This is a genomic window from Plantactinospora soyae, from assembly GCF_014874095.1.
GTDB classification, from domain to species: Bacteria; Actinomycetota; Actinomycetes; order Mycobacteriales; family Micromonosporaceae; genus Plantactinospora; species Plantactinospora soyae.
This window is the reverse complement of the sequence record NZ_JADBEB010000001.1, coordinates 5,083,945-5,097,297: the sequence shown is the minus strand read 5'-3', so window position 1 is coordinate 5,097,297 and position 13,353 is coordinate 5,083,945. Positions and strand designations below refer to the sequence as shown.

The following is a 13,353-nucleotide window of genomic DNA, read 5'->3' as shown; positions in this document are numbered from 1 at the left end:
CGGCTGGTAGAGGACGGATGCCTTATGGTTCAACGCGTTGTGGCAACTGAGACAGGTCTATATGATCTGCGCACCGCAGCTGGCCAAGGAAACCGTGATCCGGAGGCCGCCCATGTCCGCCGTACGCCGTACCGGCACCCTGCTGTCCACGCTCCTCGTCACCGCCGTACTCGTGACCTCCGTCGGGAGCGGTCCGGCAGCCGCCGATCCCGGTCCACCGCCCAGCTCGATGGCAAGCCTGGGTGACTCGATCACCCGCGGCTTCAACGCCTGCGGCTGGTACGCCGACTGCCCGTCCCGATCGTTCAGCACCGGCGACGACGCGTCGGTGAACAGCCACTACCTGCGCATCCGTGCCGTGAACCCAGCGATCAACGGCCGCAACCACAACGACGGGCGGTCCGGCGCGAAGTCCGCGGACATGGCCGGCCAGGCCGGCACCGCCGTCTCGCAGGACGTCGACTACGTGACGATGCTGATCGGCGCGAACGACGCCTGCACCAGTTCCGAGGCGGGCATGACCTCGGTCGGTACGTTCCGGAGCAACATCGACGCGGCACTGGGCCAGCTCAGGTCCGGCCTGCCCGACGCCCGGGTGTTCGTGATCAGCGTGCCCGACATCCAGCGGCTCTGGTCGGTCGGCCGGGGCAGTCTCGCCGCCCGTTCGGCCTGGTCACTCTTTGGCATCTGCCAGTCGATGCTGGCCAACCCGACCTCGAACGCCCAGGCCGACGTCGACCGCCGCAACCGGGTACGCCAGCGGGTGGTCGAATTCAACACACAGCTCGCCGAGGCCTGCGCCGCGTACGGGTCCAACTGCGCCTTCGACGGCAACGCGGTGTTCAACTTCCCGTTCGCCCTCGGCCAGTTGTCCAGCTGGGACTACTTCCACCCGAACGCGTCCGGGCAGCAGGCGCTCGCCGACATCTCCTACGGCGCCGGCTTCCGCTGGTAGTCCACGGACCCGACGCCGCCGGGGCCGTTCCCGGTGGCGTCGTCCGGGCACCTTCGCCGGACGGACCGGCTCAGGTGTGGGTACGCGCCCCCGGGCCGGGACGTGGCACCACGTCGCGCGGGGAGGCCACCTCGTGGCCGGCCGTACACCGCAGCACCACCCGCATCTCCGCCTCGCAGCCCCGGTGCACCGTGCTCAGCGGTGATCCCGCCGGATCGGCGAGGTAGCGGTCGCCCCATTCCAGCACCGCCACCAGTACGGGCCACAGGTCGAGCCCCTTCGTGGTGAGCCGGTACTCGTGCCGGAGCCGGGCACCGGGCTCCCGGTACGGCTCGCGGCGCAGCACCCCCCGCTCGACCAGCATCGCCAGCCGGTCGGTGAGCACCTGACGGGGAATCTGCGTACGCCTGCGCATGTCGTCGAAGCGCCGGACTCCGCTGAACACCTCGCGGAGCACCACGATGGTCCACCGCTCGCCGAGGATCTCCATGGCACGCGCGATCGTGCAGTTCTCGACCGACCAGTTCAGCGCTTCGGGTGCCGACATGCCGTCAGGCTAGGTCTTATTGACAGACTCAGCAACTGCTGACAAGCTGCGTCCATGACCGAGACTCAGCTCGACACCCGTAACCGCAGCTTCTCCTGGGCCGATCCGGCGGAGGGCATCGCCCAGCTCGGCCGGCGCGGCGGGCTCGAACTGCTGCGCGCGATGATCGCCGGCGAGGTGCCCACCCCGCCGGTCAGCCAACTGATCGCGATGGGCCGGATGACCGCCGACGAGGGCCGGGTGTCGGTCGAGTTGACGCCGCAGGAGTTCCACTACAACCCGCTCGGTACGGTGCACGGCGGCGTGCTGTCGATCCTGCTGGACACGGCCGCCGGCTGCGCCGTACACAGCACCCTGCCGGCCGGGATGGGCTACACCTCGCTGGATCTCAACGTCAAGTTCCTCCGCCCGGTGACCGTGGACAGCGGCCTGCTGCGCTGCGAGGGCACGGTCCTGCAGCGAGGCCGCCGGACCGCGCTGGCCGAGGCGCGACTGACCGACGGACGCGGCAAGCTGGTCGCCCACGCCACCTCGTCGTGCCTGCTCTTCGAGGCCCCGACGGCGCCCGGCGCCTGAGGTGTTAGGAAGGGCCCCTTCCTATCGTTTTCTGTTGTAGCGGGGGCCCTTCCTAACAGGACGGCCGGTGACCGGTCAGACCGGCGACGGCCGGTAACCGATCAGACCGTCGGTGGCCGCCACCACGAGCAGGTCGGACCGGGCCACGAGATCGGTCACCGTGGCACCGAGTTCGATCGTCTGCCCGGGCGGGGTGGCCGCCCCGACGGGGTGCCAGCGCAACACGGCACCGTCCGCGGCGACCAGCCAGACGACTCCGTCGGCCCGGGTCACCGCCAGCGAGCGCACCGGACCGGTGGCGGTCATCAGCACCGTCGGTTCGGGCAGGGCGGGCTCGACGTACTCCCCCGCCGGTTCGGTCCCGGCCAGGTCCGCCCGGCTCGACCCGACCCCGTCCGGCTCGGTCCGGACCAGGTCGGTCAGGTCGAGACTGCGGACCTGGCCGTTGCGTCCCGCGCTGAAGACCAGGCGACGGCCGTCGACCGTCGCGACCACCACCGCGTACGCGGCACCGCCGTGACCGTCCAGCACCGTCCGTACACTCCGCCCGGACCGGGCGTCCCACAGCCGTACGGTGTCGTCCTCGGCGGCGGTGAGCACCACGGGTACGCCGGCCAGCTCCCCGAACGCGATTGCCCGGACCCGGCCGGAGTGCCCGGTCAGCGGTCCGGTGATCCGACCGGACTCGACGTCGAGCCGGCACAGCTCCGCCCCGGCGGCCAGCAGCAGTACCCGTCGGCCGTCCACCAGTCCCGACTCGCACGGGCCCACCGCACCGTCCGGACCCACGACGCCGGGCGGACAGGGCACGGGTGCGCCGATCCGGGCGCCCGAGCCCGGGTCCCACACCTCGATCGTGTCCGTTCCCAGCCGGGCCAACAGCGGCGGATGTCCGGGCACGAGCAGCACCGGCACGGCCGGCGAGCCGTCGACCGGCACCTCGACCTCCGCGCCACGCACCGGATCGAGGCCCCGGACGGGCTGGCCGGCGAACCCGGCGAGCACGACCGGCCGGCCGGCGACCTCGGTGATCGCGAGCCGGGTCGGTTCCGGAACGCCGTCGGGCTCCTCGACAGCACCGCCTCCGGTCGGCGCCTCGCGGCGGAACGGGTAGGGCCGGTCCGGATCCCACACCCACACCAGGCCGGCGGCGTCACCGGTGACCAGCATCGACCGACGGGTGATCTCGACCGCGATGGTGCAGGTCGGTGCCGCCTCGTACGGATAGCGGTACGCCTCGCCGACCTGCGTACCGGACTCGGGCAGCCAGGCCCGTACGGTGGAGTCGTCCCCGCTCCACAGCACCGGCCGGTCCCCCAGCCGCCCCGCTACGACCGAGTTGACCTGACCGGTGTGCGCGGAGAAGACCGGTCCGAGCGGCGTTCCGCCGGCCACCGTCCAGACCCGGGCGAGTCGTCCGGCGGCACCGAGCAGGACCCGCTGTTCCCGCCAGTCGGCGAACCGCAGCACGTTCACCAGGCCCGGCACCTCGAAGGCGTACTCGCCGAGCGGTTCCCCGCGTACGCCGTCCCCGTCGCCCGGATCGGTGACCAGGCGCCAGAGCGAGACCCGGCCGGTACCGGTGCCGACCGCCACCATGGCGTCGTCGCCGGTCTCCGTGGTGGCCAGTACGGCGATCCGCTCCGCGCCGACCCGCAGCGTGCCGACCCGTTCGCCGCCCTCGGCCGCCAGCGACCAGACCTGTAGGTTCGGCGACCCGCCGGTCAACACGGCATGCGGGCGACCGGCCAGGATGACGGTGCCCAGGGAACGGACATCGCCGCACCACCGCCGCCACCGGGAGCGCCCGCTGTCGAGGTCACTCACCTGGAGATAGCCCGAGCCTGCCCCGGAGACGATCATCAGCTCGCCGGCGATCCGCGCGGTCGCACAGATGCTCGCGTGGGCCCGCTCGTCCACCGCGCCGACCGGTCGCCCGTCCAGGAGGTCGAGGACGACCCGGGCGCCGGCGTAGCTGGTGACCAGCGCGTGCGGTCGGCCGGTCCGGTCGTCGGTGTAGCCGACCAGTTGGGTGACCCACGCCGGCACCGGCTGGTACGGCCCGGGGCGGGCCGGCCCGGGGCGGGGACGGCGACCGTCGGGCCCCCAGGTCCAGCCCGGCTGCCAGGACCGACCGGATCCGTCGGCGGTCCGCCCTCCGGGGTCGCCGGCCGTGGTCCAGGTCCTCCCGCCGGTCATCGGGGGGAAGCGGGGGCGGGAGCGCGATCATCGAGCAGCGTCGCATCGACGAGCATGGTTCGGCAGTTTAGTCCGGATGGCGCCGTGTCGGGCCTGTCGGCAAGGACCGGCATCGCCGGCAGGCCCGACATAGCCGATTCGACCGGCACAACCGACAGATCCCAGTGCTAGACCGAGAGCAACCCGTGCACCGACGGATCCCGGAGGTCGTCCCGGTCGCCGGACCGGACCACCTCGCCGGCATCCAGGATCACGAACCGGTCGGCCACCCGGAGCGCGAGGTCCAGATACTGCTCGACCAGCAGGATCGCCAGGCCGAGTTCGGAGTGCAGTCGCTGTACCGCCTCCTCGATCTCCAGGATGATGGACGGCTGGATGCCCTCGGTCGGCTCGTCCAGCAACAGCATCCTGGGCCGGCTGACCAGTGCGCGGGCGATGGCGAGCTGCTGCTGTTGTCCGCCGGAGAGGAAACCGGCCCGTCGGCGCAGCAGCGCCGGCAGCGCCGGGAAGAGGTCGAGGGCCTCGTCCACCGCACCCCGGCTGACCTCCCCCGCCGCCTCCGCCGCGACCTGGAGGTTCTCCGCGACGGTCAGCTGCGGAAAGGTCTCGTGACCCGGCGGAACGTAACCGAGCCCCCGGCGTACCCGTTCGTGGGTCCGCAGGCCGGTGATCTCCTCCCCGGCGAAGACGACCCGGCCGGCCCGGACCGGCAGCACACCCATGATCGCCTTGAGCAGGGTCGTCTTGCCCACCCCGTTCCGGCCCATCACGCAGACCAGGCCACCGGCCGGTGCCTCCAGGTCCACGCCGAAGAGCACCTGTGCCCGGCCGTACGCGACGTCCAGCCCCTGCACCGTCAGCATCTACGAGACCTCCTTGACCAGTTCGGCACTCTCCTTGCGGGTCCGGCCGAGGTACACCTCCTGCACCCGGGGGTCGGCCTGCACCTGGGCGACCGTCCCCTCGCAGAGCAGCCGGCCCTCGTGCAGCACCGTCACCGTGCTGGCGAACCGGCGCAGGAAGTCCATGTCGTGTTCGACCACGATGACGGTGTGGTCCCGGGCCACCTCCCGCAGCAACTCGCCGGTACGGGCCCGCTCGTCCCGGCTCATCCCGGCCACCGGCTCGTCCAGCAGCAACAGCCGGGGAGACTGCGCCAGCAGCATCCCGATCTCCAGCCACTGCCGCTGGCCGTGCGACAGCACCCCGGCGGGACGGTTCGCCAGGGCCGCCAGGCCGGTGGTGTCCAGGGCCGATGCGACCAGGTCGGCAACTCCCCGCCGTCGGCGCAGCAGCGTGCCGAGCGGGCGCCGGAAGGTCGCGGCGAGGTCCAGGTTCTCCAGCACGGTCAACTGCTCGAAGACAACCGACGTCTGGAAGGTACGGCCGATCCCGAGCCGGACGATCTGGTGCTCGCGCCGGCCGCGCAGTTCGTTCCCGGCGAACCGCACCGAGCCGGACGCCGGCCTGGTCAGACCGGTGATCACGTCGATCAGCGTGGTCTTGCCGGCCCCGTTGGGTCCGATCAGGAACCGCAGCTCGCCGGAGTTGACGGTGAAGTCGAGGTCGGTGATGGCCCGGAATCCGGAGAAGACGACGTTCAGTCCCCGGACCTGCAACAGGTCGCTCACGGTCCCACCTCGTTACGCTCGCCGGCCACCGCCGGCACACCGGGCGCGATCCGCTCCGGGTGGTCCGGCGCTTCGCCCACCCGCTCCCGCTCGGGTCCGCCAACCGCCCCGTTCGGCTCGGGTGCGCCAACCGCCGCGTTCGGCTCGGGTCCGCCAACCGCCGCGTTCGGCTCGGCCGTACCCGGTGGGTTCGTCGGTTTTCTTCCGGCCGATGCCGGAACGGCGCCGGGCCGGGTCCGGCGGCGGGCCGCGACGGCGGCCCGGGCATCGGTGGCCAGCCCGGCGAGACCACGTGGCGCCCAGATCATCACCACGACGAACATGGCGCCCTGGAGGTAGATCCAGTTGTCCGCCGACTCCTCACTGAAGATGGTCTTGGCATAGTTGACCAGCAGCGCCCCGCCGACCGCGCCGGCCAGCGAGAACCGGCCACCGATCGCCACCCCGATCAGCAGTTCCAACGAGGCGACGATGCCCAGGTTGGCCGGGCTGAGCAGCCCGACCATCGGGACGAAGAGCGCACCGGCGATCCCGGCCATCGCGGCGGAGACGGCGAACGCGATGGTCTTCACGACCGCCGGCTCGTACCCGAGGAACCGCACCCGGTCCTCGCCGTCCCGGACGGCGACCAGGAGTTGGCCGAAGCGACTCCGCGCGAGTTGCCAGGCGACCAGGAACATCGCCCCGAGCACCAGCACCACGACCAGGTAGAGGATCCGCTTGTCGGCGGGCTGGTAGAGGTCCAGCCCGAAGAACATCTGGAAGTTGGTCAGCCCGTTGGTGCCGCCGGTCAGGCCCTGCTGGCCGACCAGCAGGATGACGAAGGCCGCGGCCAGCGCCTGGGAGAGGACGGCGAAGTACGCCCCCCGGACCCGCTGCCGGAACACCAGCAGGCCGAGCAGTACGGCCACCGCCATCGGCAACAGCACCACCATGGCGATCGCGAAGATCGGGTTGGCGAACGGCCGCCAGAGCGCCGGCAGGCTCTCCACCCCGCTCCAGACCATGAAGTCCGGCAGTCCGCCCGGACCGGCCTCCCGGAGCTTGAGGTGCATGCCCATCGCGTAGCCGCCGATGCCGAAGAACACGCCCTGGCCGAGGGTGAGCATGCCGCCCCGGCCCCAGGCCAGGCCGATTCCGACCGCGACGATGGCGAAGCAGAGGTACTTGCCGAGCAGGTCCAGCCGGAACGGCGACAGCACCACCGGTGCGACCACCATCAGCAGCAACCCGACCGCGACGAACAGCGCCGGTCCGGTCAGCCGCCGCCGGTCCCGGGACGCCGGGTCGGCCAGCCCGGCCGGCCCGGTCGCCACCGGCCCGCTCACGACAACGCCCGGGTACGGACGACGAACATGCCCTGCGGACGTACCTGGAGGAATCCGATGATCACGGCGAACACCACCACCTTGGCGAAACTGGCTCCGTTGTCGACCCAGAACTCCACGAAACTGTTCAGGATGCCGAGGGCGAAGGCGGCGATGACCGCGCCCCGTAGTTGCCCGAGGCCGCCGGCCACGACCACCAGGAAGGCGTCGACGATGTAGTTGGTGCCCAACGTCGGGCCGACCGGCCCGATCAGGGTGAGCGCGACCCCGGCCACCCCGGCCAGGCCGGAGCCGATGAAGAAGGTGAGCTGGTCGACCCGCTCGGTGGCCACCCCGCTGACCGCCGCGAGCTGCCGGTTCTGCATCACCGCCCGCATCCGCCGGCCGTGCTTGAGCCGGGTCAGGTAGAGCCAGATCGCCACCACGCAGCCGGCGGCGAGAATCATGATGAAGACCCGGTTGTACGGCAGTCGTACGCCGCCGAGGTCGAGTCCGCCGGTGAGCCAGCCCGGTGCGCGTACCTGCACGTTCGGCGCGCCGAAGATGTCCCGGGCGACCTGTTGCAGGATGAGGCTGATCCCCCAGGTGAGTAGCAGGGTGTCGAGCGGCCGGCCGTAGAAGTGCCGGATGGCCAGCCGTTCGAGGATCAGCCCCAGCACCCCGGCGACGCCGAACGCCACCGGCAGGGCGACCAGCACCGACTGCGTACCGACCAGCGGTTGGAGCAGGTACGCGGTATAGGCGCCCGCCATGATGAACTCGCCGTGGGCCATGTTGATCACGCCCATCTGGCCGAACGTGAAGGTCAGGCCGAGGGCGATCAGGAGCAGCACCGCTCCGATGCTCGCCCCGATCACCAGTTGGTTGAGTGTCGCCATGCCTGGCGCGCCTCCGTCCCGGGTCGCTGGCCGTCGGTCAGGGTCCGTACCGGCTGTTCAGGACAGGCCGGTCGCCCACGGGTAGCCCTTCAGGTACGGGTCGGGCTTGATCGGCTTGCCGGAGTTCCAGACCTCCTTGATCTGGCCGTCCGGCTGCACCAGCCCGATCCTGGCCGTCTTGAAGACGTGCTGGTTCTCGCCGTCGATCGTGACGGTGCCCTCGGGGGTCTCCAGCGAGATGCCGCCGGAGGCCTTCTTGACCGCCTCGACCGCCACGCTGTTCGCCTTCTTCACCGACTCGGCCCAGAGGTACACCGCGTTGTAGCCGGCCTCCATCGGATCGGAGGTGACCTTGGCGGTGCCGTACTTGGCCTTGAACGCCTTGACGAAGGTGTCGTTCCGCGCGCCGCTGGTGGTCTGGTAGTAGTTCCACGCGACCAGGTGCCCGGCGACGTTGTCGGCGCCGATCCCGACCACCTCCTCCTCGGCCACGCTGACCGAGACGGTCGGCATCGCGGCGGCGGTGATGCCGGCGCTGCGCAGCTGCTTGAAGAAGGCGACGTTGCTGTCCCCGTTGAGGGTGTTGAACACGGCGTCGGGCTTGGCCTGCTGGAGCTTGTTCACCACCGTGCTGTACTCGGTGTGACCGAGCGGGGTGTACTCCTCGCCGAGCACCGTCATCCCGTTCGCCGCCGCGTACGCCTTGATGATCTTGTTGGCCGTACGCGGGAAGACGTAGTCGCTGCCGACCAGGAAAATGCTCTTCTTGCCCTGTTCCTTCAGGTACTCAAGCCCCGGCACGATCTGCTGGTTGGTGGTCGCCCCGGTGTAGAAGATGTACGGCGAGCTCTCCAGCCCCTCGTACTGCACCGGATACCAGAGCAGCGCCTTGTTCCGCTCGAAGACCGGCAGCATCGCCTTGCGACTGGCCGAGGTCCAGCCGCCGAAGACGGTGGCGACCTTGTCCTGCGAGATCAGTTTCTGCGCCTTCTCGGCAAAGGTCGGCCAGTCCGACGCGCCGTCCTCGACCACCGGCTCGATCTGCTTGCCGAGCAGTCCGCCCGCCGCGTTGATCTCCTCGATGGCGAGCAGTTCGGCATCCCGTACGGTCACCTCGCTGATCGCCATCGTGCCGCTCAACGAGTGCAGAATGCCCACCTTGATGGTGTTCCCGCCGCCCGTTCCCGACGCCAACGTCGGGTCCTCGGCACATCCGCCAGCGGCCAGTAACACCGCTGTCGCGGCCAGCATGACCAGCCGGTTCCGCACGCCTCGTGGCATCCGCCTACCCCTTTCACCGAGGGCTGCTGCCTGGTGCCACGAACCGTAGGAATGAAGGATTTCATGAATCTGAGTGCATCGATGTCCAACGCGTTAACGGAAACTCACAACCCGTATTGGATCGAGCTGGGTACACACCCTGGCTATACATAGGGTGTATACGCGTGGTGTAGAGTCCCGCCCATGTCAATCGGACAGACCTTCCTGGGCCTGCTGGAGGCCAACCCCCGGCACGGCTACGAGCTGAAACGGCTCTACGACGAACGGTTCGGCCAGGGCCGCCCGCTGCACTACGGGCAGGTCTACTCGACCCTGGCCCGGCTGCTCAAGAGCGGGCTCGTCGAGGTCGACGGGGTGGAGCCCGGCGCCGGGCCGGAGCGCAAGCGCTACGCGATCACCACCGCCGGAGTGACCGACGTACAGCGCTGGTTGGCGCAGCCGGAGAAGCCCGACATCTACCTGCAGAACACGCTCTACGCGAAGGTGGTGCTCGGGCTGCTGACCGGCCGGGACGCCGCCGACATCCTCGACATCCAGCGTGCCGAGCACCTGCGGCTGATGCGCGACCTGACCCGACGCAAGGCCGCCGGGGACCTCGCCGACCAGCTCATCTGCGACTTCGCGCTGTTCCACCTCGAGGCTGACCTGCGCTGGCTGGAACTGACCACCGCCCGGCTGGACAACCTGGCGGCCACCCTGCACGACAGAGCCGCGCCGCAGCATGTACCGGCCCAGCTCAGCAGCGAGGAGACGACATGACCGAGCGAAGCGAGGGCATCGGCCAGCCCAGTCGACCAGGTCATGGCGACGACGAGCGCAGCGAGGAGACGACATGACCGAGCAAAGCGAGGGCATCGGCCAGCCCAGTCGACCAGGTCATGGCGACGACGAGCGCAGCGAGGAGACGACGTGACCGAGCAAAGCGAGGACCAACCGCTGCTGGCCGGAATCGCGCTGCACAAGGCGTACGGCGCGACGCCGGCACTCGACGGGGCGACCCTCCGGGTCTCGGCCGGCGAGATCGTCGCCGTGATGGGGGCGTCCGGCTCCGGCAAGTCGACCCTGCTGCACTGCCTGGCCGGCATCGTCCGGACGGACGCGGGCGAGGTCCGCTACCGGGACCGGGAACTCTCCGCGATGTCCGACACCGAGCGCAGCGCGCTGCGCCGGAGCGAGTTTGGCTTCGTGTTCCAGTTCGGTCAGCTGGTACCCGAGCTGACCTGCCTGGAGAACGTCGCCCTGCCGCTACGCCTGGACCGGGTACGGCGGCGCGAGGCCGAACGCCGGGCGGCCGAGTGGCTGGCCCGGCTGGAGGTCGCCGACGTGGCCGGGCAGCGCCCCGGCGAGGTCTCCGGCGGGCAGGGGCAACGGGTCGCGGTGGCCCGGGCGCTGGTCACCGCCCCCCGGGTGGTCTTCGCCGACGAGCCGACCGGAGCGTTGGACTCGCTCAACGGTGAACAGGTGATGCGGCTGCTCACCGAGACCGCTCGGCAGGCCGGTGCGGCGGTGGTACTGGTGACCCACGAGCCACGCGTCGCCGCGTACGCCGATCGGGAGATCGTGGTGCGCGACGGCCGTACCCGCGAGACCATGCTGGCGCCGCGATGAGGCAGCGTACGCGCACGGGCTGGCTCGCCGACCTGGCGCTCGGGGCCCGAATGGTCTTCGCCGGCGGCCGGAACGGGTTGGCCCGGACGCTCATGGCCGCGGTCGGGGTCGGCCTCGGGGTGGCGCTGCTGCTCGGTGGCACCTCGATCTCGACGATGCTGGGCGCCCGCGACGACCGGACCGCCGCCCGCGACGACCAGTTCTTCGGCGTCCCCGAGCCGGCACCGGGCGACCGGACCCTGCTGGTCGCGAACGTCGACACCGAGTACCGCGAACAGGCGATCCGGGGCCGGATGCTGCAACCGGAGGGAACACGAGCGCCGGTGCCGCCGGGCCTGACCGCACTTCCCCGGCCGGGCGAACTCTTCGTCTCTCCCGCGCTGGGCCGACTGCTCGCGGCCGGAGAGGGTGCGCTGCTCAAGCCCCGGTTGGCGCAGCCGGTGGCCGGCACCATCGGTGCCGAGGGCCTCTCCGGGCCCGGCGAGTACGCCTTCTACCTCGGTACCGACCAGCTCCAGCCCGGCGTGACCGGCGTCCGGATCGACCACTTCGGCAGCGACTCGGCCGGCGAGGGCCTCGATCCGGTGCTCCTGCTGCTGGTCCTGATCATTCTCGTGGTGCTGCTGCTGCCGATCGCGGTCTTCATCGCCGCCGCGGCGCGGTTCGGCGGCGAGAACCGGGACCGGCGGCTGGCCGCACTGCGGCTGGTCGGCGCGGACGGGGTGATGACCCGACGGATCGCGGCCGGCGAGGCGCTGCTCGGCGCCGTGCTCGGCCTCGCCTTCGGCGGCGTCTTCTTCCTGATCGGCCGGCAACTCGTCGAGGGAATCACGCTCCGGGAGATCAGCGTGTACGCCGGAGACGTCCGGCCGAGCCCGGCGCTCGCCGCCCTGATCGCCCTGGTGGTGCCGGGTACGGCGATCGTGGTCGCCCAACTCGCGCTGCGCCGGGTCGTCATCGAACCACTCGGCGTGGTCCGCCGCTCGGCCGGCCGACGCCGCCGGCTCTGGTGGCGGCTGACCCTGCCGATCGGCGGACTGGCGCTGCTCCTGCCGCTGCTGGATGGCATCGACCAGACCGGTGGCGCCTTCAACGAGGCGCAGGTGGTCACCGGCGTCGTACTGCTGCTCGTCGGCGTCGCCGCGCTGCTGCCCTGGCTGGTCGAGGCGGCGGTACGCCGGCTGCACGGCGGCCCCGTCTCCTGGCAGCTCGCCATCCGCCGGCTCCAACTCGACAGCGAGACCTCGGCCCGGCTGGTCAGCGGGGTCGCGGTGGCGGTCGCGGGTGGAATCGCGTTGCAGATGCTCTTCGCCGGCATCCAGCACAACTATGTGCTCTCCTCCGGGCACGACGTCGACCGGGCCCAGGTGGTGGTCAGTGGCAACGGCGTCGTGAACGGGGCGGACGTCGGACCGCTGCGCGAACAACTCCGGGCGGTCCCCGGCGTCCGTCAGGTGTTCGGCACCCTCGACACCAACGTCGCGGCGGTCGGTACCCCGCGCGAGCAGGACGGCTACCGACCGGCCAATCCGCTGCGGATCGGGGACTGTCAGGCGCTGCGGGAGCTGGCCACGCTGGACAGCTGCACCGACGGCGACGTCTTCGCGCTCGCCGACGACCGGGAGGCGAGTTCGAGCCTGCCGCCCCTGCCCAGCGCCGGGCAGCGGATGGAACTCGGTGACCGGGCCGGCACCGGCTGGACGGTACCGGCCACCATGCGTCCGGCCGAGCCCCGGCCGGACCCCATCGGCAGGGAGGTCACCGGCATCCTGGCCACCCCGGGCGCCGTGGAACCGGGCGCGCTCGCCGGCCTGGACGCCTTCATCTACGTCGCCGTGGACCGGAGCCGACCGGAGACCATCGAACTGATCCGCAACGTGGTGACGCCGCTGGGCCCCGGAATGGCGGTGCAGACCCTGGACGCCACCTACCGGGTCGACCGGTTCGCCGAGATCCGGCGGGGCCTGTTCATCGGCGTACTGGCGACGCTGCTGCTGCTCGGCGCCAGCCTGCTGGTCGGCAGCCTGGAGCAGTTGCGGGAGCGGCGCCGGGTGCTCGCCGTACTGGTCGCGTTCGGCACCCGGCGCAGCACACTGAGCTGGTCGGTGCTCTGGCAGACGGCGGTGCCGGTGCTGCTCGGGCTGGCGCTGGCGCTCGTCATCGGTACGGCGCTCGGCGCCACCCTGCTGGTGATGGTCGGCGAGCCACTACGACTCGACTGGTCCGGCATCGCCGGGATGTCCGGCATCGCCGGTGCCGTCGTACTGCTGGTGACGGCGTTCAGTCTGCCCGCCCTCTGGCGCATGCTCCGCCCCAACGGCCTCCGCACCGAATGAGGATGTAAGGAAGG

The 13,353-nt window shown here is 71.0% G+C and carries 12 protein-coding genes; 5 read left to right on the top strand and 7 right to left on the bottom strand.

Going from position 1 to position 13,353, the window contains the following annotated elements:
• The first annotated feature begins 112 nt into the window (after positions 1 to 112).
• Positions 113 to 955 carry an SGNH/GDSL hydrolase family protein gene (locus H4W31_RS22640; RefSeq protein ID WP_192768481.1) on the top strand — a complete coding sequence of 281 codons (843 nt, stop codon included), beginning with the start codon at positions 113 to 115 and terminating at the stop codon, positions 953 to 955.
• 70 nt (positions 956 to 1,025) lie between these two features.
• Here H4W31_RS22640 and H4W31_RS22635 read toward each other — a convergent pair whose 3' ends face one another.
• Positions 1,026 to 1,502 (bottom strand): winged helix-turn-helix transcriptional regulator, encoded by a 477-nt coding sequence (locus H4W31_RS22635; protein ID WP_192768480.1) that lies wholly within the window; start codon positions 1,500 to 1,502, stop codon positions 1,026 to 1,028.
• 54 nt (positions 1,503 to 1,556) lie between these two features.
• Between H4W31_RS22635 and H4W31_RS22630 the strand changes: the two genes are divergently transcribed.
• Positions 1,557 to 2,078, top strand: a complete 522-nt coding sequence (locus tag H4W31_RS22630) for a PaaI family thioesterase (protein ID WP_192768479.1) — start codon at positions 1,557 to 1,559, stop codon at positions 2,076 to 2,078.
• A 75-nt stretch (positions 2,079 to 2,153) separates the two neighbouring features.
• Here the strand turns inward: H4W31_RS22630 and H4W31_RS22625 are convergent, their stop codons facing one another.
• The 6 genes from H4W31_RS22625 to urtA form a co-directional block, all read right to left on the bottom strand.
• Positions 2,154 to 4,277, bottom strand: a complete 2,124-nt coding sequence (locus tag H4W31_RS22625; RefSeq protein ID WP_192768478.1) for a WD40 repeat domain-containing protein — start codon at positions 4,275 to 4,277, stop codon at positions 2,154 to 2,156.
• Positions 4,278 to 4,444: 167 nt separating this feature from the next.
• Positions 4,445 to 5,140: an urea ABC transporter ATP-binding subunit UrtE gene (gene urtE / locus H4W31_RS22620; protein WP_192768477.1), complete on the bottom strand. Its 696-nt coding sequence runs from the start codon at positions 5,138 to 5,140 to the stop codon at positions 4,445 to 4,447.
• Positions 5,141 to 5,908 carry an urea ABC transporter ATP-binding protein UrtD gene (gene urtD / locus H4W31_RS22615; protein WP_192768476.1) on the bottom strand — a complete coding sequence of 256 codons (768 nt, stop codon included), beginning with the start codon at positions 5,906 to 5,908 and terminating at the stop codon, positions 5,141 to 5,143.
• A complete protein-coding gene (gene urtC, locus H4W31_RS22610) occupies positions 5,905 to 7,236 on the bottom strand; it encodes an urea ABC transporter permease subunit UrtC (protein WP_318783349.1) in 1,332 nt (443 codons plus the stop codon). The genes urtD and urtC overlap by 4 nt, the downstream gene beginning before the upstream one ends.
• A complete protein-coding gene (urtB, locus tag H4W31_RS22605) occupies positions 7,233 to 8,114 on the bottom strand; it encodes an urea ABC transporter permease subunit UrtB (RefSeq protein ID WP_192768475.1) in 882 nt (293 codons plus the stop codon). Before urtB ends, urtC begins: the two co-directional genes overlap by 4 nt.
• 57 nt (positions 8,115 to 8,171) lie before the next feature.
• Positions 8,172 to 9,395 (bottom strand): urea ABC transporter substrate-binding protein, encoded by a 1,224-nt coding sequence (urtA, locus tag H4W31_RS22600; RefSeq protein WP_225945636.1) that lies wholly within the window; start codon positions 9,393 to 9,395, stop codon positions 8,172 to 8,174.
• Between the two features lie 183 nt (positions 9,396 to 9,578).
• On the opposite strand from urtA, the gene H4W31_RS22595 reads away from it, so the two are divergent.
• The 3 genes from H4W31_RS22595 to H4W31_RS22585 all read left to right on the top strand — a co-directional run bounded on the left by H4W31_RS22595 (position 9,579) and on the right by H4W31_RS22585 (position 13,339).
• A complete protein-coding gene (locus H4W31_RS22595) occupies positions 9,579 to 10,154 on the top strand; it encodes a PadR family transcriptional regulator (RefSeq protein ID WP_192768474.1) in 576 nt (191 codons plus the stop codon).
• A 150-nt stretch (positions 10,155 to 10,304) separates the two neighbouring features.
• Positions 10,305 to 11,003 (top strand): ABC transporter ATP-binding protein, encoded by a 699-nt coding sequence (locus H4W31_RS22590; protein ID WP_318783348.1) that lies wholly within the window; start codon positions 10,305 to 10,307, stop codon positions 11,001 to 11,003.
• Positions 11,000 to 13,339: an ABC transporter permease gene (locus H4W31_RS22585; RefSeq protein WP_192768472.1), complete on the top strand. Its 2,340-nt coding sequence runs from the start codon at positions 11,000 to 11,002 to the stop codon at positions 13,337 to 13,339. The genes H4W31_RS22590 and H4W31_RS22585 overlap by 4 nt, the downstream gene beginning before the upstream one ends.
• The last annotated feature ends 14 nt before the right edge of the window (positions 13,340 to 13,353 follow it).